The organism is Thermoflexibacter ruber (assembly GCF_900113045.1).
Taxonomy (GTDB): domain Bacteria; phylum Bacteroidota; class Bacteroidia; order Cytophagales; family Thermoflexibacteraceae; genus Thermoflexibacter; species Thermoflexibacter ruber.
On sequence record NZ_FONY01000007.1, the window covers coordinates 112,548 to 133,303 of the forward strand.

16 protein-coding genes are annotated in these 20,756 nt (G+C 38.7%); 10 read left to right on the plus strand and 6 right to left on the minus strand.

Annotated elements, in window-relative coordinates; genetic code table 11:
* Positions 1-20 precede the first annotated feature (20 nt).
* The 4 genes from mrdA (at position 21) to BM141_RS23760 (ending at position 3,253) form a co-directional block, all read left to right on the plus strand.
* Positions 21-2,003, plus strand: coding sequence for a penicillin-binding protein 2 (gene mrdA / locus BM141_RS05655; protein WP_091541489.1), 1,983 nt, complete (start codon positions 21-23; stop codon positions 2,001-2,003).
* 133 nt (positions 2,004-2,136) lie between these two features.
* Positions 2,137-2,511, plus strand: coding sequence for a hypothetical protein (locus BM141_RS05660; protein ID WP_091541494.1), 375 nt, complete (start codon positions 2,137-2,139; stop codon positions 2,509-2,511).
* A 68-nt stretch (positions 2,512-2,579) separates the two neighbouring features.
* Entirely contained in the window at positions 2,580-2,876 is a 297-nt protein-coding gene (locus BM141_RS05665; RefSeq protein WP_143090816.1) for a hypothetical protein, read from the plus strand.
* 44 nt (positions 2,877-2,920) lie between these two features.
* A complete protein-coding gene (locus BM141_RS23760; RefSeq protein WP_394331673.1) occupies positions 2,921-3,253 on the plus strand; it encodes a hypothetical protein in 333 nt (110 codons plus the stop codon).
* On the opposite strand, the gene BM141_RS05675 is transcribed toward BM141_RS23760, so the two are convergent.
* From BM141_RS05675 to BM141_RS05690, 4 genes are all read right to left on the minus strand, one after another.
* Entirely contained in the window at positions 3,231-3,509 is a 279-nt protein-coding gene (locus tag BM141_RS05675; protein WP_091541505.1) for a M48 family metalloprotease, read from the minus strand. The genes BM141_RS23760 and BM141_RS05675 overlap by 23 nt on opposite strands.
* A 346-nt stretch (positions 3,510-3,855) precedes the next feature.
* Positions 3,856-4,083 carry a helix-turn-helix domain-containing protein gene (locus BM141_RS05680; RefSeq protein WP_091541508.1) on the minus strand — a complete coding sequence of 76 codons (228 nt, stop codon included), beginning with the start codon at positions 4,081-4,083 and terminating at the stop codon, positions 3,856-3,858.
* Between the two features lie 146 nt (positions 4,084-4,229).
* Positions 4,230-4,799: a hypothetical protein gene (locus tag BM141_RS05685; RefSeq protein WP_091541512.1), complete on the minus strand. Its 570-nt coding sequence runs from the start codon at positions 4,797-4,799 to the stop codon at positions 4,230-4,232.
* Positions 4,800-4,883: 84 nt separating this feature from the next.
* Complete coding sequence (locus tag BM141_RS05690) at positions 4,884-5,885, minus strand: DUF3103 family protein (protein WP_091541515.1); 1,002 nt, start codon at positions 5,883-5,885, stop codon at positions 4,884-4,886.
* Positions 5,886-6,430: 545 nt separating this feature from the next.
* Between BM141_RS05690 and BM141_RS05695 the strand changes: the two genes are divergently transcribed.
* Positions 6,431-9,652: a S41 family peptidase gene (locus BM141_RS05695; RefSeq protein ID WP_091541519.1), complete on the plus strand. Its 3,222-nt coding sequence runs from the start codon at positions 6,431-6,433 to the stop codon at positions 9,650-9,652.
* Between the two features lie 65 nt (positions 9,653-9,717).
* On the opposite strand, the gene BM141_RS05700 is transcribed toward BM141_RS05695, so the two are convergent.
* Positions 9,718-11,064: a tetratricopeptide repeat protein gene (locus tag BM141_RS05700; RefSeq protein ID WP_091541523.1), complete on the minus strand. Its 1,347-nt coding sequence runs from the start codon at positions 11,062-11,064 to the stop codon at positions 9,718-9,720.
* Positions 11,065-11,362: 298 nt separating this feature from the next.
* On the opposite strand from BM141_RS05700, the gene BM141_RS05705 reads away from it, so the two are divergent.
* From BM141_RS05705 to BM141_RS05725, 5 genes are all read left to right on the plus strand, one after another.
* On the plus strand, positions 11,363-11,947 hold the full coding sequence (locus BM141_RS05705) for an RNA polymerase sigma factor (protein WP_091541526.1): 585 nt from the start codon (positions 11,363-11,365) through the stop codon (positions 11,945-11,947).
* A 164-nt stretch (positions 11,948-12,111) separates the two neighbouring features.
* A complete protein-coding gene (locus tag BM141_RS05710) occupies positions 12,112-13,149 on the plus strand; it encodes a FecR family protein (RefSeq protein WP_091541529.1) in 1,038 nt (345 codons plus the stop codon).
* A gap of 35 nt (positions 13,150-13,184) precedes the next feature.
* Complete coding sequence (locus BM141_RS05715; RefSeq protein ID WP_091541531.1) at positions 13,185-16,721, plus strand: SusC/RagA family TonB-linked outer membrane protein; 3,537 nt, start codon at positions 13,185-13,187, stop codon at positions 16,719-16,721.
* A gap of 165 nt (positions 16,722-16,886) precedes the next feature.
* Positions 16,887-18,437 carry a RagB/SusD family nutrient uptake outer membrane protein gene (locus BM141_RS05720; RefSeq protein WP_091541534.1) on the plus strand — a complete coding sequence of 517 codons (1,551 nt, stop codon included), beginning with the start codon at positions 16,887-16,889 and terminating at the stop codon, positions 18,435-18,437.
* Positions 18,438-18,569: 132 nt separating this feature from the next.
* Positions 18,570-19,595, plus strand: coding sequence for an IPT/TIG domain-containing protein (locus BM141_RS05725; RefSeq protein WP_091541537.1), 1,026 nt, complete (start codon positions 18,570-18,572; stop codon positions 19,593-19,595).
* A 159-nt stretch (positions 19,596-19,754) separates the two neighbouring features.
* Here BM141_RS05725 and BM141_RS05730 read toward each other — a convergent pair whose 3' ends face one another.
* Complete coding sequence (locus BM141_RS05730; protein ID WP_091541541.1) at positions 19,755-20,618, minus strand: sigma-70 family RNA polymerase sigma factor; 864 nt, start codon at positions 20,616-20,618, stop codon at positions 19,755-19,757.
* Positions 20,619-20,756 lie beyond the last annotated feature (138 nt).

Below are 20,756 nucleotides of genomic sequence, written 5' to 3' on the forward strand. Positions count from 1 at the left end.
ATATTTAAAATCTTTTAACCTTGGACTCTTCCTACAGACGATATATCATTCAGGTAGTTACTGTTTTAGTAGCTGTAGTATTCCTAACTAAATTGTTTTTCCTCCAAGTTCTTGATGAAAACTACAAGTTGGAGGCGGCAGGTAATGCTATACGAAAAATCATAGAACACCCTGACAGAGGACTTATCAAAGACCGTACAGGCAAGCTAATCGTTGCGAATATGCCTGTGCATGACATTTACATTATTCCCAAAGATTTTAAGATAGAGGATACTCTTCGCTTTTGCGAATTATTTGATTTGACCAAGGAAGAACTCATTAGTAGATACCAAAAACTAAGGAAAAGTAAAGACTATTCTTATTACAGCCCCATGCTTTTTATTAAGCACCTTCCTGAAAGCCAATATCTTAAAATAGCGGATAAATTAGATGAGTTTGCAGGTTTGGAAGCAAGAGTACGTACTTTGAGGCAATATCCCCATCAGAGTTTGGCAAATGCCTTAGGCTATGTAAGTGAGATAGACGAGGCTATGCTAAAAAGAGATACTTCCCAATATTACAAACAGGGAGATATGATAGGAAGAACAGGCATAGAACTTAGCTACGAGCAGGAATTAAGAGGCGTAAGAGGCATAAAGCATGTAATGGTCAATGCAAGACATATTATCAAAGACCGTTTCGAGGAAGGCAGACATGATATAGACTCCGAAGTAGGCGATAGCCTGATTTCCTCTATTGATTTGGATTTGCAACAGTTTGGCGAAAAACTCATGAGTCATAAGATTGGAAGTATCGTAGCGATAGAACCTGCCACGGGCGAGATTTTAGCTATGGTTTCTGCACCTTCTTATGACCCTAATGCACTGATTGGCAGCGAGAAAGAATTTACAAAGGAGTACTTCAAATTAGCGAGTAATAGACTAAAACCGCTATATAACCGTCCTGCTATGGCTTTCTATCCACCGGGGTCTATTTTTAAAATCGTCCAAGCATTGATAGGTTTGCAAGAAGGCGTGATAGACTCTGCTACTACCCGCATTGCTTGTGTCCAAGATGTAGTAAAGTGCCACGGTCACCCTTCCCCCTTAGATGTAAAAAGTTCTATTCAGTACTCGTGCAATCCCTTTTATCTCAAAGTTTTCAACCGCATTATTATCCAAGACAAGTCTAAGGACTACTACGAAGATACCAAAATTGGCTTGGCAAAGTGGCATGACTACGTTACCAAATTTGGTTTTGGGCATAAATTAGGTTCTGATATATTAGAAGAAAAAGCAGGGAATATGCCTTCCGTAGCTTACTATGACAAGCGTTTTAAAGGTAGGAAATGGAAATTTGGGAATATCTACTCTTTGAGCATCGGGCAAGGGGAAATGGGCGTTACTCCCTTACAAATGGCAAATATGGCAGCTATTATTGCTAACAGAGGATATTATTATATCCCACACATTATCAAAGACATCAATGGGCAAGGAGCTTTGCCCAAGTTCAGAGAAAAGCACGAAACGGGCATCAAAAAAGAGTACTTTAATTTGATAGTCAATGCCATGGCTGATGTGGTAAGGGCAGGTACGGCACGTAGAGCGCAAGTACAAGGCATTACTGTCTGCGGAAAAACAGGAACTGCACAAAACCCGCATGGTGAAGACCACTCTGTATTTGTGGCTTTTGCCCCCAAAGATAACCCCAAAATCGCGATTGCTGTTTACGTAGAAAATGCAGGTTGGGGTGGCTCATGGGCAGCACCTATTGCAGGTTTGATGATAGAAAAATATTTGAAAGGCTCTATAGACGACCCCGCAAGACAGCAACTGATAGAGCAGATTAGTCAAAAAGATTTTATTACGCCTATAGAAAATAAAATTAGAAAGATAGAAGCAAGCAAAGAAGCCGCAGCCACCGCTACTCGTCGTACCAATAATGCAGACAAAGGCAAAGAAAAAGAAAGCAAATCCAGCGAGCCTGTTATCTCCTCGGCTAACAAAGGAGATGGAGGACATTAGCTATAAAAATACCAAACTTCCCTACTTCTCACTGATAATTCGCTTAATATTAATAGACAAATTGTAGCAAGTTTTTGAAAATGAGGAGCTAAAGATAGACTTTTGAGTTTTCCACAACATAAAAGTAACCTTTATGACTCCTTATATAAACAAATTTAGTACACAATATAAAGAAATTCGCCCTATTGTAGTTAAAAATTTATTTGTTTTCATAGCCTGCCTTATTCAAGGTAAAACAGTAAGCCTTTATACACTCAGAGATGAGGTGGGGAAAATCACGGAAAAGTACAAAACTACATCTGGTGGTCATTACAAAAGATTAAGTCGCTTTTTACAAGCTAATTCCAGCAGTAAACTTTGGTATTATGTATTACAGTATGGGATTTCTTTGCTCCAGAAAAATATCCGTTTCTGTTATTTGGACGCTACAGAGTGGGAAATAGGGAGCTTTAAGCGGATCGCCGCCCGACTACACATTCTTACTTTGGCTGTGGACTATCAAGCGTAGCTATTCCTATTTATTTTCAGATTTATGAGCATAAAGGGGTGCTTTCTGAAAAAGAACGAATTAAATTTTTGAAAGTAGCTTGTGCTTACTTCCCTTTACAAAAAACTATCATTATTGCAGACCGAGAATTGATAGGCAAAGCTTGGTTTGCAGAAATAGAAGAATTAGGGCTTCATTTTATTTGTCGGGTCAGGCGGGGTATGTTCACAAACCAGTTGATAGCAGGGCGTAGCTATGAAAAATTGCAAGCAAGAGCGCGTAAAAAGAAAAAAGCCTCTGCCTTAGTTCACAGTGAAGGAAGACAGTTTAGACTAACAAACAAGACAATACAAGCAATGAAGAATGTATTTACATTACTAATGTAGTTGATAAACGTCAAATCCCTAATCTATATCGTTTAAGATGGAAAATAGAATTACTTTTCAAACATTTAAAAACGAATGAGTACAATTTGGAAGATTTGAGAATCAAGGATTTAAATAAAATTAGGTTGATTTTTGCAATGCTTACCCTTGCGTATATTTTTGCTATCTTGACTGCTCTTAATGAGCGAAAGAATAAGCCAATGAAGCAAAACAAATATGCTGACCAAAGATATTTTGATATGGAATCGGTCTTCAGACAAGGGCAATCTTTATGCAAACAAAGGTTTATTTCCTTAAAAGGGTTTCTTTGTTTAGTACTATTTTTAGAAAACTCTATTTATTGTTATCAACCTATCAATTTAATTTTTGTCCATTAATATTTAAATGATTATACTTGATATGACCTAACTCGTGGAGAATGATTGTCTTCTGCTCCTCTTCTTTCATCTGTTCTATCAAAGGCTTTCCTATCTCTATGACTTGCTTGAAAGGCTTAATTCCCATAGCAAAAGCATTTTTAAGGTCTTTGTTCAAGATGCCCGCCTCAATATTATTTAGTCCTGAGTAGGTTCGTAGCCAGTGAGTAAGTTCAGTATCTACTTTATAATCACTACTGATATAGCGATAGAACATAGGTTTTATGATAAAATCTGGAAGGAAGTAAAGAAAGAGATAAAACTGCAACTATAGCTTTAATTTCAGCAGCTGTACCAATTTCATATATCAAAGAGCCAACATAAAAAACTACAAAAAATATAACCCAATAAAATAATATTTCTTTTAAAAACTCACTCCAGCGAAATAAGTTAATGGCTTCTTTACGTTTTTTGCCTGCAAGTATGGTATTAATACTCCATGGAATTATTATCTTGATTAAAGCAGCAAATAAAAAACTTAGTCATATAGTTTTTAAAAGCATATTCATTGTTAGATGTTTTTTAACTTGCAATATTAAAAATAAAAAGAATAAGGAGTTTTATTAGCCTTCAGGCAGTCTAATGTCCCACATGTCTGTATAGCAGTAAGAAATGGAAAAATGACAGTATTTAATTGGCGCACCTAATTCTTTCAAATATTCAATATAGTTTTGAGCGGTGCGTTTACATACACCTAATTTTTCTGCTAATTGTTCAGGGCTCCCTGTGCTTTTGTGCTTGATAAGGTAATGCAAATAAGATAAAGTTTTTAATTTATCGTTAGCTTTCATAGGTTTGGTAGTTTAAAGCAGGCTAATGCTAATAAGGGGTAATAAATCTTTATGAAAAGAATTACTCTCCTTTTAGCATTTAAGACAAATATAGCAAAGCTTGCTGATATAAATAAAAAAAATGATGGTTTCTTGTGAGAGAAAACTTATAATTTTACTCCAAACTTTAAATTAAAACCAACCAAAATATCTGTATTACTATATGGTTGCATAATAGCTTTCATACCCAATAAATATCGAGTTCCTACGCTGATTTCATGCTCAACGATGATACTAAATCCCGTAGTTCTACGAACTTCAGTTGTGATATTTTCTATAACAGTAAAAGTGTTTAAATCACTGTCATAGATGGAGCGTCTTCCTTGTGAGGCGGTGATATTGGCATAAATACCTGTTAGCCCTGTACCTATTTTAAAGTTGTGTGTACGATGATTTCCAAAAGGCGACAAAAACACGTTCAAATCTGTTCCTACCGCATTGACCTGTCGCAAAAAAAGTGTATTGTCATAGCCTACTCCTATATAAATGGCTACAGATGCACTTACCCACTGAGTTATCTTTTTAGTAAGCTCACTTTCAAAGCGATACATCTGGTAATCTCCAGTTCCTAAGACAGCACGCCCTACCCCTAATTTGAGGTCAGTCGTTAAGACTTTTTCTTGGGCAAAAGCAAAATTGCTTAATAGCAACAAATATAAAATAAATAATTTTTTCATGGTGTTAAAAAAAAAGTAGTAATCAAGATATGAGGTTAAAGTACATACATAGAGATTACATTTTCTATATATGTACTTTGAGTATTAAAAGAATATTCTAAAAGAAAAGATAGAACCGCCTCCATATTCTGTATTTGAGGCTTCGCCTCTCCAAACTGTACTTTGATTTGCGTGTTCGTCCCAAGTACTTCTATTTATTGTTCTTGATATAGTCGAGGTAATCCCACTATTAGGAGGCGCATATGATACGGAAAAAGTTAATGTATCTAATCCTCCTCCATCATATTCTATCCAAGTATAGGTAATTGTTTGCCCATAGCTTGGAAGCCATGTAAACAAAAAGTTTCCAAAATAACAACCATGTTGCCCATTAGAGTGTTGTTCTGAGATACAAGTTCTTGATGCGTTGTATATGGCATCAATCACACTTGTAGGAGTACCTCCATTAGGACGTACAGAAACTACAAGTCTCATTTCCAGATTACTATCCCACCATGCCTCAAGTGCGCTTGGATTGGGTGCATATATTCTGCCAAGATACTCTGCACTATTTTCTAAACGTCCGTTTGATAGATTCCTATTTGTTGATAAAACTAAGTTTTCAAGTAAATTTCCGTTTTCATCAGTACGTTCACTTTCATTCAATACAACTACAGGCTCATTAGGTACTTTTTTAGCATCTAAAAAATGTATATTACCTTTATAGTCAATTGCTTTTAGTCGTGATATTTCTTTATCACTTTTTCCTTGTGGTATGATGACTACAAGTGGGATATGATTTTCTGTATCCCAACTTTCGCAGTTTATAGGTACAGAAAGTTGAAATTTAGGTATTTTAGTAGCTTGTGCATGAATATTTTTGTTCTTAAGCATCAATTTTTCTCCTATTGATTTTCCATCTTTGGTTTTTATGTTTTTTAAATGATTGTAAAGAATATCATAATCTCCATCAAATTGCTTTAATGCTTCATCTTTAATAATTTTACGAATCTCAGGGTCATTCATTTGTGCCGCAAGCGAGAAAGCTACCTTTTCAAGATTCTGATTAATTTCATCATAATCAAAACTTTTGTACTCAAGCCTCATATTAGTATTTATTAGACTATTATCACTTTCAGGAGAAATATTTACCCCTTTATTACACGCAGAGAAAAAAGCAATGCAAAATATTGATACAAAAATTTGCAACTTTCGCAAAAAAACTTTGCCAGAAAATTTGGAAATTTGGAAATTTGGAAATTTGGAAATTTGGAAATTTTCCTTTTAATTCATTCAACATAAAATTTCAAGTTTTAGATTAATAAATAAGTCAAATGAGTATTAATGTAGCTACATGATTATATTAGGCAAACAAGCAATAATTATTACTTATATGTCTGATTTCACGCAAAGGAAAATAAAGAGGATGCAAAAAACTTGCATCGGTAGTTAAAAAATGTTAAATATTGTTTAGAAAATTTGATATTAATTTCTCCTTCTACCCTACTACATTTCCAATTTAATCTTTTCCCAAAACAAATTTTAAATCTAATTTTTACCCCCCTACAAAAAAATACCAAACTTCCCTACTTCTCACTGATAATTCGCTTACTTTGTTTTTCTAATTTCATCTTATTCTTTAACTTAAACTTATGAGAAAAACGTTATTTTTCATTACTTGGCTTTGTTGCCACTGTCTTTTTGCCCAAACTAACCCCAATTGGTTTAGGTATGCGGCTATTTCGCCTGACGGCACTAAAATCGCTTTCACTTTCAAGGGGGACTTGTATGTAGTGCCTACGGCAGGGGGAACAGCACAGCCACTGACTTTTCATGAGGCGCATGACTTTATGCCTGTTTGGAGCAAGGACGGCACGAAGATAGCCTTTGCCTCTGACCGCTTTGGCAATTTTGATGTCTTTGTGATAGATGCTTTAGGCGGAGAACCTACTCGCCTCACCTATCATTCCAATTCTGAGTATCCTTATACTTTTAGTGCTGATGACAAATTTGTACTTTTGGGAGGACAGCGATTAGATGCGGTTAGTCATCGTCAGTACCCTACTGCCTCTCAACCAGAGCTTTATCAAGTAGCTGTTAATGGGAGCAGGGTGCAACAGGTTTGGACTGTACCAGCCGAGGACGTACAGGTGAGCAAGAATGGGCAATTTTACATTTACCACGACAAGAAAGGGGGAGAAAATGCTTGGCGAAAGCATCACCTCTCTGCTATTGCCCGAGACATTTGGATTTTTGACAAAAATACGGGCAAGCATCAAATGCTGACTTCTTTTGCAGGAGAAGACCGCAACCCCGTTTTTTCTCCCGATGGGAAAAGCATTTATTACCTCAGCGAGGAGAGTGGAAACTTCAATGTTCATTCATTGAATATTCAGAATCCTTCTCAAAAACAGCAAATTACTTCTTTTAAACCGCACCCTGTTCGCTTTTTGAGCATAGCTAATGAGGGTACACTTTGCTTTACCTACGATGGAGAAATTTACACCCTCAAAGCAGGGGGAAAACCTACAAAAGTAAATATCACGATTCGTACCGAAGGGAAAAAAAACAATCAGCAAATCATCCCTATCAGTGGGAATATCAGCGAGATGTCCGTTTCTCCTAATGGAAAAGAAATAGCCTATATCGTCAGGGGGGAGGTTTTTGCCTCTTCAGTAGAAGGAGGAGTAACCAAACGCATTACCAATACGCCTGAGCAAGAACGCTTTGTGAGTTTTTCTCCTGATGGCAATGCCATTATGTATGCCAGCGAACGCAACGGCTTGTGGAGCATTTATGAAACTAAAAAAGTAAAAAGCGATGAGCCATATTTTTATGCTTCTACTTTGCTGAAGGAGGAGGCACTGATTAAAAATCAGAATGAAAACTACCAGCCCCAATATTCTCCTGACGGAAAGGAAGTTGCCTTCATAGAAAACAGAACTTCGCTCAAAATCCTCAACCTCGCTTCTAAGCAGGTACGTACCTTGCTTACTCCCAACGAGTTATACTATATGTCAGACGGCGACCAATATTTTAGCTGGAGTCCTGACGGAAAGTGGATATTGGCAGAGTACAATCCCGTCATGGCTAACTCGGAAATTGTGCTAATACCAAGTGACGGCAAGGGCAAAATGGTAAACTTGACCGAGAGCGGCTATTCCGATTTTCGCCCTAAGTGGGTAAGTGAGGGCAAGCAAATGCTTTGGTTTAGCGACAGAGATGGCTTGCGTAGCTATGCCAACAGTGGTGCGCGCCAGTCAGACGTATATGCTACATTTTTTACCCAAGACAGTTGGGATAGGTTCAGAATGAGCAAAGAGGACTATGCCTTGCTTAAGGAAATAGAGGAAAAAGCTAAGAAAGACAAGGAAAAAGAAAGCAAAGACAAGAAAACAGAAGTAAAAAAAGATAGTTCTTTAGTCATTGATTTAGAGGGAATTAAAGATAGAAAAGCCCGCTTGACTATCCACTCCTCTGCTTTGAGCGATGCAGTTTTGTCCAAAGATGGAGAAACGCTCTATTATTTAGCAAGATTTGAAAAAGGCTTAAATCTTTGGAGTACCAAATTGCGAACCAAAGAAACCAAAATGGAAATAGAATTAGGAGCAAACTTTGGCAGGCTGACTTGGGACAAGGAAATGAAAAACTTGTTCTTATTAGCTGATGGGAGCATATCCAAAATCAATCCTGAGTCCAAAAAGAGAGAATCGGTAAGTATCAGAAGCGAACTAAACCTCAATGCCGCTGCGGAACGCCAATATATGTTTGACCATGTGTGGAGGCGTACTAAATCCATGTTTTACATTTCCAATTTTCATGGAGCAAACTGGGACGAGCTGAAGAAAGTCTATGAAGCCAAGTTGCCTGCGATAGGTACAGGTTACGAGTTTGCGGAGTTGCTTTCTGAGATGTTAGGAGAGCTAAATGTTTCGCACTCAGGGGCAAGCTATCGCTCTTTTTCTCCCAATGAGGACAATACGGCTTCTTTGGGCATTTTGATAGATTATGACTATACAGGAGAAGGCGTAAAGATAGCAGAAATTCTTAAAGGTAGTCCCTTGGATAAAGAGAACATCAAGGTTCGCAGTGGAATGATTATAGAGCAAATAGACGGCGAAGCCCTCACTGCCAACATAGATTATGCTGCCTTCCTCAATCGCAAAGCAGGGAATTTTACTGCCTTGCAAGTCTATGACCCCGATACTAAGACTCGCCAGCAAATTACCGTCAAACCTATTTCGCTTGGAGAGGAAAATGCTTTGCTTTACATGCGTTGGGTTCGCAAAAACCAAGAAGAAGTAGAAAAACTCAGCAAGGGGCAGTTGGGTTACGTACATATACCCGGCATGAGCGATGCACCCTATCGCACTGTCTATGAGGAAGTCATGGGAAAGTACCACGATAAAAAAGGCATCATCGTAGATACACGCTTCAATGGCGGTGGCGACCTTGTTTCTGACTTAGCCATGTTTTTCACAGGGAAAAAATTTTTAGACTACGCCATAGAAAGCCGCTCAGTGGGCTACGAACCAACTTTCCGTTGGACAAAACCAAGTTTGGCAATGTTCAACGAATCCAATTACAGTGATGGACATTGCTTTGCTTGTGGTTACAAGGACTTAGGTATTGGCAAAACCGTAGGAATGCCCGTCCCAGGTACGTGTAGCTTTGCAGGTTGGGAACTCTTGCAAGACGGTTTTACGCGCTGGGGTGCGGTGCCTGTCAGTGCCAAAAACAGCAAGGGCGAATGGTTAGAAAACAACCAAACAGTACCTGATTTTCAAGTAAAAAATGAGCCTGAGCAGATTAGCAAAGGCAAAGACCAGCAGTTGGAAAAAGCAGTAGAGGAGTTGTTGAAGGTGGTGAAGTAAGAAAAACATTGGCAAGCAAAGATTACCTGTTAGTACCGCGAACCTACTGACAGGTAATTTTATTTTTAGTTGGCACTTTTAATTCTCAACTGATAAGACGCAAAGGCTTGGGGAAAGTTGAAAGTAGGAGAACGACAGTAATTGACCTCAGAAAATATCAGTCTTTCATTAGGCATAAATGGCTCGTGTTTCAGGCTAATCAAAGGAATATCCTTAGAGGAAATGACTTTTCCCTCTAAATCAAGCCAATCCAACTGTACTATCAGTTCCCTGCAAGGTGCTGTGCCTGTATGAGTAATTTCTACATTAAGCAGGTGAATAGTAGTTGCATCGTCTTGTTCTTCTATGCTTCTATTTTGTCTTTCTTTTGCTTCAAATGTGAGATAGTCTGGTGGTACTGAAATCCATGAAAGCGGAATAGTAGGATAAACAGGATAGCTTGCTGGAGGCATATAACGTTGAATGACATCTACTAACAGGCGCATTTTTTTGATTTCGGTAGGTGGTTGATTGTCTTTGAAATAAATCATTCCAAAACCTTCACCAAGCGACAAGGAAAGACGGTCTTGGGGGTGAATGGTAAATCCATCTTGATAGCGATTCATTGCATTGTTGGCATTGACTATCCACACATAGTCATCAGTCGCAACTACTTGTTGTTTTTCATTTAAAAATTCTGCTTTTAGGCGAAGTGTTTGTATTTCAAACTTTTGCGAAGTAATTTTTCCTAAGCAAGTATAGTCTATGGAGTTGCTTCCTGTATATTCACTATGCCTAATTTCGCAATAGTTCATAGCTATATTTACGCCTTCTGCCTCCGCATGAGGGACAAACTCTACGGGAATCTGATAAGTACGCCCCTCAAAACCTGTGGGCGTAGGGTCAAAAATACCTATTTCATTCAAAAAAAATAGTGTCGTTACTGCCAAAAAAGGTAGAATAACTACCGCTAAGGCAATTTTGATTTTCCTGTTTCTTTGTTTTCTACGTTTTTCTGTGTCTAAATCCTTTAAAAGTTGGGTAGCAATGGCATGTCTTGGGGAGAGCGATAAGCATTTCTCAATGTGTATTTCCATAGCTTGGAAATCTTCTGAGCGATGAAATTTTTTCCATTTCTCGAGGTAAAAACTCGCCAATAAAGATTCAATATTTGCATCAAAGGGCTGGAGGTCTGCCGCTAACTGTAATTCTTTTTCTGCTTCTTTCCACCTTCCTGCTTCTTGGTAGGTTTGGCTACGTTGGATAGCATCTTTGACCGTTTGTGTGGCTTCTGCTAAGTCCTGCTCTGTCAAGCCAATTTCTTTAGCTATCTCCTGTATTTCTGCTTGGGTGAGCTGCTCGGCAGAACGTTGTTGCAAGTCCAACAAACGAGTGATGTACTTCTCTAACAATGGATTACTGCTCTCTTTCATGACTTTCTTGATGAATAGGTACAATCTATCAAACTTACAAAACTTTTGGCTTTAAAGCAAAAAATCATTCTTTTTCGTCTAAAATCCAAGCTCTATATATTCATTAAGTCATTCACTTGGAGTATTTTTGCTTTTGGGCTATTTTTATTCTATAACTTAACACAAAAATAAGCTAAGCAAGTAGTTTAAATTTCTTAAAATTTGCATATCTCTCACAAAAAAATCTATTTTATTTGAGTACAAAAATAATTTGATATTTTATTCTTTCCACCTTAGAATTTATACGTTTGCAAATACAATGGAAAATGACAGACAACTTTGGCAGGCATTTAAGCAGGGGGACAGGCACGCTTACGAGCAGATTTACCGTCTGCACGTGAGGGTGCTTTATGAATATGCTTATCGCTTTGTAGTTGATAAACAGTTTATTAGCGACTGCCTGCAAGATGTCTTTGTAGATATTTGGGAAAAAAGAGAAAAACTTGCTGAGACAGACCGCATACAATTCTACTTGATAAAAGCACTCCGCAATCGTATTTTGCGTAGTTTGGAAAAGCATAAAAAATGGATAAATGCAGACGGTCAAGAAGAAAATTTACCCTTCCAACTCATTGCTTCTGTAGAAACCCTGCTCATAGAGGAGCAGCAAAGCCAAGAATTACAGCAGCGTCTGCAACAGGCAATCCAACAACTTTCTGAACGCCAAAAGGAAGCTATTTACTTGCGCTTCTACCAAAATATGAGCTACGAAGACATTGCTGCAATTTTGGGAGTAGAACAGCAATCCGCTTACAATCTTATTTTCAGGGCATTAGAAGTGTTGAGAAAAAAAATGAACCTCTCTATTTTAGCAATTCTTGTACTTTTGCATTTCAGATTTTAGGTGAAACAATGCCTAAAAATCATATTCATTTGATTTAAAAAAAACTTTAAAAAATTTTTCTTGACAAGTGAGTAAGCACACCGACCTTCTGTACTTTATGGTTAGATAGAGGGCAAATTGGTAGTTGCAGTACACTTGTCTTCACAACAAAACAAACTAAGAAAATGAAAGTCGACCCAAAAAACCTCGATGATTTTTTAGTAGCAAACGATTTTGCCTCATGGGTAAAAAATCCAACGCCTGAGCGAAATGCTTTTTGGCAAAATTGGCTTGCCGAGAATCCTGAACACCAACAGAGAGTAGAGCAAGTACGTTTGATGATTTTGATGATGAAAATAGAGATAACTGACTTTGATGCTACCTCCGAAGAGGCATTGTGGCAAAAAATCCAACAGAATACAAATAAGTTGCAGGTAAGTCATAGAAAAACAGCAAAAAAAGAGACAAAAGTATTCAACATTTTTTCCAAAAGACATTTACAAATAGCCGCAGCAATTACTGCACTGCTTTTAGTAAGTATTTTGGGCTTGCTTTATTTGCAAAATCCACAGCTAAAACATATCACCGCTTTTGGAGAAACAAAAACTATTACCTTGCCCGATGGCTCAAAAGTAATTCTCAATTCCAATTCTCAAATAGAGTATGCGCAGGTGTGGGAAGAGGGGACAGATAGGGAGGTTTTCCTAAAAGGAGAAGCGTTTTTTCAAGTCAATAAAAGAGGAACAGTACGAAAAGATAAGTTCATTGTTCATACCGAAGGGCTTGATGTAGAGGTATTAGGCACAGAGTTCAATGTGAATAGCTACCGCAAAAAGACCAAAGTTGTCTTACAATCAGGGAAAATCAAACTCATACAAACTGCAAGCTCACAGCCTAAAGAGGTCATCATGGCACCGGGAGAAATTGCCCAATACGATATAGTTACTAAGACGCTGAAGGTCAGAGAGGTAAAAACAGAACTTCATACTTCTTGGAAAGATAGAAAACTCATCTTTGATGGAACATCGCTACGGGACATTGCTCAGATTTTGGAGGATACTTATGGCATTAAGGTAGTATTGGTAAACAAGGAATTGGCAGAAAGGCAGGTAACAGGGGAAATACCTATCAAGGATAAAGAGCTGCTTTTCAAAGCCTTAGCTGCTATGTATAACTTACAAATAGAGGTTAAAAAAGACTCTTTGATAATTTCAAATAAATAAAGGTATTATTTAAACACAAACCACTTATGTAGATTATGAAAATGAAAACTAACAAAACGATTAAACAATTGCTTATGGCAATTTGTGCATGGCTGGTCTTTTCTCCTACGTTTGCCCAAGACTACCCTGCAGTCTTGGTAAAAAATAGTGGGAAAAGCCTTACACAGGTGTATGCTCCTGCTTCTAAGATTTATTTGAATGAGGCTTTAGAAAAGTTGAAAAGTCGCTTTAAGATAAGTTTTTTCTACAATCCTCAATTGGTCAATCACCAAATCGTCAAGTTTATGGAAACCGATGAGGACTTAGATAAGCAGTTAGAAGCACTCTTAACTCCCTTAGACCTGACTTTCCAAAAAATTGACCAATCAGTGTATGTCATTACCCAAAAAAACTCACGTGGTACAAAGGCAAATCAGAAAAAGGAGGGAGAAATAGGACAGCAAAGGACACATGTTACTGACGACTTGATAGAAATGTTTACTCCCAAATCCGTGAAGTTTGGCATGAGAATGTCCAAACTGATTACAGGACGTGTAATAGATGAGGAAACAAACTTGCCTATGCCGGGGGTAAACGTAGTAGTGAAAAATACAACCGTAGGAACTACTACGGACAGCGATGGGAAGTTTAGCATTTCCGTTCCAGATGATGCCAAAGTATTATTATTCTCCTCCATAGGGTACAAAACCTTAGAAGTGCCTATAGGTTCGCAAGTAGTAATGAACGTAAAACTCAGCCCTGACATTACGGCTTTGAAAGAAATCATAGTGGTAGGCTACGGCGAGCAGAAAAGAGAAGATGTAACAGGGTCTATTTCTTCTATCAAAGCACAGGAGTTGAAAACTGTACCTATGGCAGGTATTGACCAACTCATGCAGGGCAGGGCTTCAGGGGTAATGGTTACACAAAATACAGGGCAACCCGGAGGCGGTGTATCAGTGCGTATTCGTGGGATTACCTCGCTTACAGGTAGCAATGAGCCTTTGTATGTAATTGATGGTGTGCCTTTTACAGGTGATGGGGTGCAGTCGCAGGCTTTTTCTGCCTTTGGTGGTGGCGGCGGGCAAACTTCCCAAAGTATTCTTTCTTCTATCAATCCTGCCGACATTGTTTCGGTAGATATTCTCAAAGATGCCTCTGCCACAGCTATTTATGGTTCAAGGGCATCTAATGGAGTGGTGCTTATCACCACCAAAAGAGGCAAGGCGAATGATTCTAAAATCAACTACGATACTTATTACGGCTTCCAACAAGTGCCTAAATACCTTCCTGTAATGAATTTGCAGGAGTACGCTTCCTTTATCAATCAAATACGTGCAGAAAATAGCCAACAACCCCAAGAGGAGTTCAGAGATGTAAGTCTGCTTGGAAAAGGTACAGATTGGCAACGTCAAATTTTCCGCACTGCTCCTATCGTAAATCACCAAATTGGGCTTTCTGGCGGGAAAGACAAGATTCAATATTATGTGTCAGGTGGATACTTCCAACAAGACGGCATCATTGTAGGCTCAAATTTTGACCGCTACACTATTAGGGTAAACTTAGACAACCAAGCCAAAGATTGGTTAAAAATAGGAACAAGTATTACTGCAAGCCGTACCAACCAAAGAGTTACGCTCACAGACGACGACAACGGGGTAGTGAGTGCCGCTCTCTTGCAAGCCCCCAATATTCCTGTAAGCTATCCTGACGGTTCTTGGGGAGGTCCTGAGGACATTAACTCTGGACTGCAAACGAATCCGGTAGCAATGGCATTGCTTAGAGATGTAAGAAGAATGCAAAATCGCTTTTTAGGAAACTTTTATGCAGACGTAAACTTGTATAAAGGCTTGACCTTCAGGAGTTCCTTTGGTGGGGACATTACCTACTCTGAAAATACTGCCTATAATCCTACTTACCAGTGGGGAGCGGTTATCAATACGCAAAACAAATACATCAGAGGAAACAATCAGTCCTTTTTCTGGATGTGGCAAAATTATTTGACTTACAACAAAAGTATAGGCGAAGACCACAAGCTAACGGGAATGATTGGGCATGAGGCAATGAAATCCCAGTATGAATGGTTAAGTGGCACACGTACAGGGTTTTACTCTAACGATGTGCAAGCCCTTAATGCAGGTACAGCCATAAGTGCTACCAATGAAAACGGCAAGGGTGCATCTACCTTGGAATCTGTTTTTGGTCGTGTAAACTATGGATTCAGAGATAAATATAACTTGACGGTTACTTACCGAATAGACGGCTCATCTAAATTCGGACCCAGTAATCGTTGGGGGGCATTCCCTTCTGTGGCTGGTGCTTGGACTATTTCCAATGAAAGTTTCATGAAAGATATTAAATCTATCAGCAATTTGAAGTTAAGAGCAGGATACGGCGTAGTAGGAAATCAGAACATCAATAACTACGCATTTGGTGCAGCACTCAAACCTATCATTACTGCTTACGGCACAGGATTTTTCGTGGACAAAATCCCTAATTCAAGTGTGCGTTGGGAATCTGCCACTCAAACTAACTTAGGTTTAGACGTAGGTTTGTTCAACGACAGGATTACTTTCTCGGTAGATGTGTATGATAAAACTTCCAAAGACTTTCTTTATATTCTGCCTTTACCCGCCTATACAGGGGCAGGAAGTAATTGGGACGATATTCAAGCCCCTTATGTAAACTTAGGGAAAATGCAGAATAAAGGGATTGACCTAACCGTTAATACTGAAAACATTAACGCTAATGGTTTTTCTTGGAGAAGCACACTGATTTTGTCTGCCTACAGAAATAAAGTATTGGAATTAGTAGATGATAAATCAGCCATATTCCGCAACGTGCAGTGGTTCAATACAGTAACTAAATCTGCGGTAGGGCAACCCGTAGGGCAATTTTATGGATTTGTAACCGATGGGATTTTCCAAACCTTAGACGAGGTAAATAGCGCACCAGCTCAAGCGGATAAAGTAGCACAAGGCAATGGGACTTGGGTAGGCGATATTCGCTTCAAAAACTTAGATGAAACCCCTGTAAATGGCAAGCAAGTTATTGACGGAAATGACCGTACCTACATTGGTAGCCCACATCCTAAGTTTACTTTTGGATTTACTAATAGCTTGACGTACAAAAACTTTGATATTTCTATCTTCTTGCAAGGTTCGTATGGTAACAAGATTTTTAACTTTACTCGCCGCCATACAGAAGGCATGAATGGGGTAGCCATGAATCAGTTGAGAAGTGTTACCAACCGCTGGACAACTGACAATCCAAGCAATACGATGCCAAGAATGGTCTTAGGCGACCCTAACGGCAACAACAGGGTATCTGACCGCTTTGTAGAGGATGGCTCTTACTTGCGAATCCAAAACATCGCTTTTGGCTATGTATTACCTAATAACTTCCTTAATAGATTTAGACTAAGCAAGTTAAGATTATATGGTGCTATTCAAAACTTGTGGACATTTACCAAATACACAGGGTATGACCCTGAACTTGGGGCTTATAACCAAGATGCCTTGCTAATGAATGTGGACAACGGACACTATCCTAATCCACGCACCTATACACTTGGGCTTAATATTGAATTTTAATGATGAATTATCAATAATGAATTATAAATGTTTTCAAAAGATTTAAAAAGCAGTGTTCTTTGTTTAACTAAATCATAGTCAAATGTTTATAATTCATAAACTTTAATAACAAGATAGTTCACTCGACTCATAATTTTATCATTCATTATTCATAATTAGTAAAATATGAAAACAACAATATTAAAATACTTTACTGCTATTTTCCTTTGCTTGGCAGTAATGGCTTGTAACAAAGATTTCTTGGAACAGCCTCCATTAGACCAAATTACAGTAGATAACTTTTACCAAACTCCAGAGCAAATCAATGCTTTTACGGCTTCTTTGTATGGTTTCCCTTGGTTCAATCTCAATGATAAAACTGTCTATGCCATAGGCGACCTCATGGGAGGCAACTTGCATACTTACGATGGGCAATACGACCCCTTTATGAAGTTTAGTGTACGCCAAGACAACCCAAGACTAAACGAGGCATGGAGTTCTCTTTTCAAAGTAATAGGAATGTCCAATAGCGTGATTAATATTTTGCCTCAAAAAGCCCCTGCAAGTATAGACCAAAACTTGGTGAAAAGAGCAGTAGGCGAGGGGAGATTTATGCGTGCTTTGGCTTACTTCTACTTGGTGCGTACTTGGGGGGCAGTGCCTATTATTGCCAACTCTGAGGCACTCGCAACAGGAGATTACCGTATTCCACGCCATAATGTCGAGGACATTTATAAGTTTATCATCATGGATTTGGAATATGCAGAGCAAAACTGCCCGCTTAGATACGATGCCACTAATGCTGGCAGGGTAACAAGCGGGGCGGCAAAGGCTTTATTGGCAAAAGTGTATTTGTATCAAAAAAATTATGCAAAAGCACGCCAAAAGGCAGAGGAAGTTATCAACTCTGGCGTATATGATTTATTGCCAGACTACGCAGACATTTTTAGAACCAAAAATAATAACAACAGAGAGTCTATTTTTGCGTGGCAATGGGTTGCCTGCCCTGACTGCTGGGGACAGCAAAACACCAATCAGGCTTATTTTGCTCCTTTTGGGCAAGGCATCACCGAAACAGGCGATGGCTGGGGGTCGCTTACGCCTTCTATTGATTTCATTAGAGCCTACGAACCTAATGATAAACGCAGAAAGCCCTCTATCATGACCCCAGGAGAGTTCTACCCTGAGCTAACCTCTAAAACAAATCCTAATGGCTATACCTATCCAAAGGACAATTTTATTTCGCCAACTCATGCCAACATTCGTAAATACATAGTTGGCTCGCCTACTTCTCCTGATGGTCCCGTTTACTTTATGCGTACAGGCATCAATACCAATATTTTACGTTTTGCAGAGGTTTTACTCATTCATGCAGAAGCTATTTTAGCAGGTGGCACAAGTACCACTGATGCCCAAGCACTTGCCTCATTTAACCGAGTAAGAGCAAGGGCAGGACTACCGCCTAAAGTATTACTTACCTTTGACGATATTTTACACGAAAGACGTATAGAACTGTTCTTAGAGCATGACTATTGGTACGATTTAGGGCGAATAGATAGAGCAAAAGCAATCTCTATCATTTCAAATCAGGAAAGAGGGGCTTATTATAACGATACAGAAATTGGTTCGGTAAGAGTAACACCAACAAATAATGACTTCCTCTTGCCGATGCCTCAGTCAGAAACAGACCAGAATCCTAAACTATTAGAACCGCCTGTACCTTATGACTTCAAGTAAAAAGGTAGGCAGAGTACAGTTCATAGTTCCTTGTTTGTGATTTATTTTTTTTTTTTAGAACTAAAAACAAGGAACTAAACTAACAACAAATATCTAAAGACCGACATCTAACATTTAAAATTGAAGAAACAAATGAAAATGAAATATATAAAACAAATTATAGGAGTGATTTTGGTAGCATTCGGGCTAAGCTCTTGCCAAAAAGACAATGTTGCTCCTACGCCCAATATCACCGAAGTTTTCCCTGCAGAGGGTTTACCCGGTACTTTGGTTACTATCAAAGGAAATGGTTTGGCAGATATGCAAAAAGTGTATTTTGGAGAAACTAACGCACGCTTCAACCCGGTCTATAATACCAACGATGTGCTGATGGTACGCGTACCTCCTGAAGTAAGATATGGTATGCAAAAACTCGTATTGATTAACTCTGGTGGCGATGCTACGAAAAAAGAAACCAATTTTAAAGTTTTACAACCACCACCTGTAATAGATGCTTTCGAGCCTACTGAAGGCGCAGCAGGAGATATAATCACCCTCAAAGGGAAAATTTTTATGAATGTGATAGAAGTAAGGTTCGGTGGGAAGCGTGCAGAGATAGTATCTAAAAGCGAAACAGAAATCAAAGTAAAAGTGCCTGAAGGGGTGGAAAAAGCTCCCATAGAGGTCGTTACAGAAGGAGGAGCAGGGCTTTCCAAGATAGATTTCTCGCCTAAGGGAGCAGGCTATTTTCTCTACGACGACCAACTCCAAAATGGCTACCAGAACTGGTCTTGGGCAAGAGTAACTCTGGGAGACCAGACCAAAGTAAAATCTGGTAGAAATTCTATAAAGGTAGTGTTCTCTGCTTGGGGCGCACTTTGGCTGAATAATCCTAACTCTGTAAAAGCCTCAGATTTTAAAACCTTGAAATTCTGGGTCTATGGTGGCGAAGATAACGACAAGAAAATCAAAGTTTTCTACAGGGCTAAAGATGATGGAACCCCATCTGGTAACACAGGTGTTACCCTTACCATCAAAGCAAAAGTATGGACAGAAGTGGTGTTGAACGTAAGCGACTTAGGCAATGAAGCAGACCTCAAAGGCATTATTTTCCAAGAATTTGGCAATGAAGGCGACCAAATAGACCCTGTTTATTTTGATGATATTAGGTTACAGTAAAATCAGTAAATTAGTACATAGAGTTGTATTTTATTTTTTTATATTTGCATACATTTAACTGAATACTCAAGCATCTGGTAATCTTTGATTGCCAGATGTTTTTTTATAAATACATATTGCTAATAAAAAACCCTCCGTTCTTATGGAGGGTTTTAAAGTTTATCCTAAATATGTTTTCAATGCTTTGCTACGCGAGGTATGACGCAATCTGCGAATAGCTTTTTCTTTGATTTGCCTTACACGCTCGCGGGTAAGATTGAACCTTTCTCCTATCTCTTCCAAAGTCATGGCATGCTCACCGTTCAATCCAAAGTACAAAGCCACTACATCGGCTTCTCTTTGAGTCAGTGTGGATAAAGCACGCTGAACCTCGCGCCTGAGCGAGTCAGTCATCAGACCTGTGTCTGGCTTTTCTTCCCCATCATTTTCCAATACGTCCAGAAGGTTATTTTCTTCCCCTTGAGCAAAAGGTGCGTCCATAGAAACGTGCCTACCTGAAATCTTCATAGTATCTACTACTTCGGAAGTAGGGAGGTCAAGCACTTCTGCCAATTCGTCAGGAGAAGGCTCTCTTTCAAATCTTTGCTCCAATTCAGAGAAAGTTTTAGAAATTTTGTTCAGAGAACCCACTCTGTTCAGAGGCAGACGCACAATGCGAGATTGCTCAGCCAATGCCTGTAAGATAGATTGCCTAATCCACCAAACAGCATAAGAGATAAACTTAAAGCCTCTGGTTTCATCAAAGCGTTGCGCCGCTTTAATCAAACCTAAGTTACCTTCATTAATCAAATCACCCAGCGAAAGTCCTTGGTTTTGATATTGTTTAGCCACAGAAACCACAAAGCGCAAGTTAGCCTTGGTAAGTCTTTCCAAAGCCAGTTGATCGCCCTCGCGAATCCTTTTTGCTAATTCCACTTCCTCATCTGGAGAGAGTAAGTCCACCTTACCAATTTCCTGCAAGTACTTGTCAAGAGATTGGCTCTCCCTGTTGGTAATTTGTTTACTGATTTTAAGCTGTCTCATCTATTTTACTACCTATAATTTTGTTACCCAGTGAAAAATATATCAAATAAATAAAATTTACTAACTCCAAAAAGCAGTTTAAATAACAGAAATATGCGGTTTAAACTTAGTTTGACGTATAATAAGAGTTAGATTTCA

Bases quoted from the DNA above. Each gene is read 5' to 3' on its own strand.
- BM141_RS05660 (WP_091541494.1), top strand. From the start codon at position 2,137: ATGACTCCTTATATAAACAAATTTAGTACACAATATAAAGAAATTCGC.
- BM141_RS05675 (WP_091541505.1), bottom strand. From the start codon at position 3,509: ATGTTCTATCGCTATATCAGTAGTGATTATAAAGTAGATACTGAACTT.
- BM141_RS05680 (WP_091541508.1), bottom strand. From the start codon at position 4,083: ATGAAAGCTAACGATAAATTAAAAACTTTATCTTATTTGCATTACCTT.
- BM141_RS05685 (WP_091541512.1), bottom strand. From the start codon at position 4,799: ATGAAAAAATTATTTATTTTATATTTGTTGCTATTAAGCAATTTTGCT.
- BM141_RS05690 (WP_091541515.1), bottom strand. From the start codon at position 5,885: ATGAGGCTTGAGTACAAAAGTTTTGATTATGATGAAATTAATCAGAAT.
- BM141_RS05695 (WP_091541519.1), top strand. From the start codon at position 6,431: ATGAGAAAAACGTTATTTTTCATTACTTGGCTTTGTTGCCACTGTCTT.
- BM141_RS05700 (WP_091541523.1), bottom strand. From the start codon at position 11,064: ATGAAAGAGAGCAGTAATCCATTGTTAGAGAAGTACATCACTCGTTTG.
- BM141_RS05705 (WP_091541526.1), top strand. From the start codon at position 11,363: ATGGAAAATGACAGACAACTTTGGCAGGCATTTAAGCAGGGGGACAGG.
- BM141_RS05710 (WP_091541529.1), top strand. From the start codon at position 12,112: ATGAAAGTCGACCCAAAAAACCTCGATGATTTTTTAGTAGCAAACGAT.
- BM141_RS05715 (WP_091541531.1), top strand. From the start codon at position 13,185: ATGAAAATGAAAACTAACAAAACGATTAAACAATTGCTTATGGCAATT.
- BM141_RS05720 (WP_091541534.1), top strand. From the start codon at position 16,887: ATGAAAACAACAATATTAAAATACTTTACTGCTATTTTCCTTTGCTTG.
- BM141_RS05725 (WP_091541537.1), top strand. From the start codon at position 18,570: ATGAAAATGAAATATATAAAACAAATTATAGGAGTGATTTTGGTAGCA.
- BM141_RS05730 (WP_091541541.1), bottom strand. From the start codon at position 20,618: ATGAGACAGCTTAAAATCAGTAAACAAATTACCAACAGGGAGAGCCAA.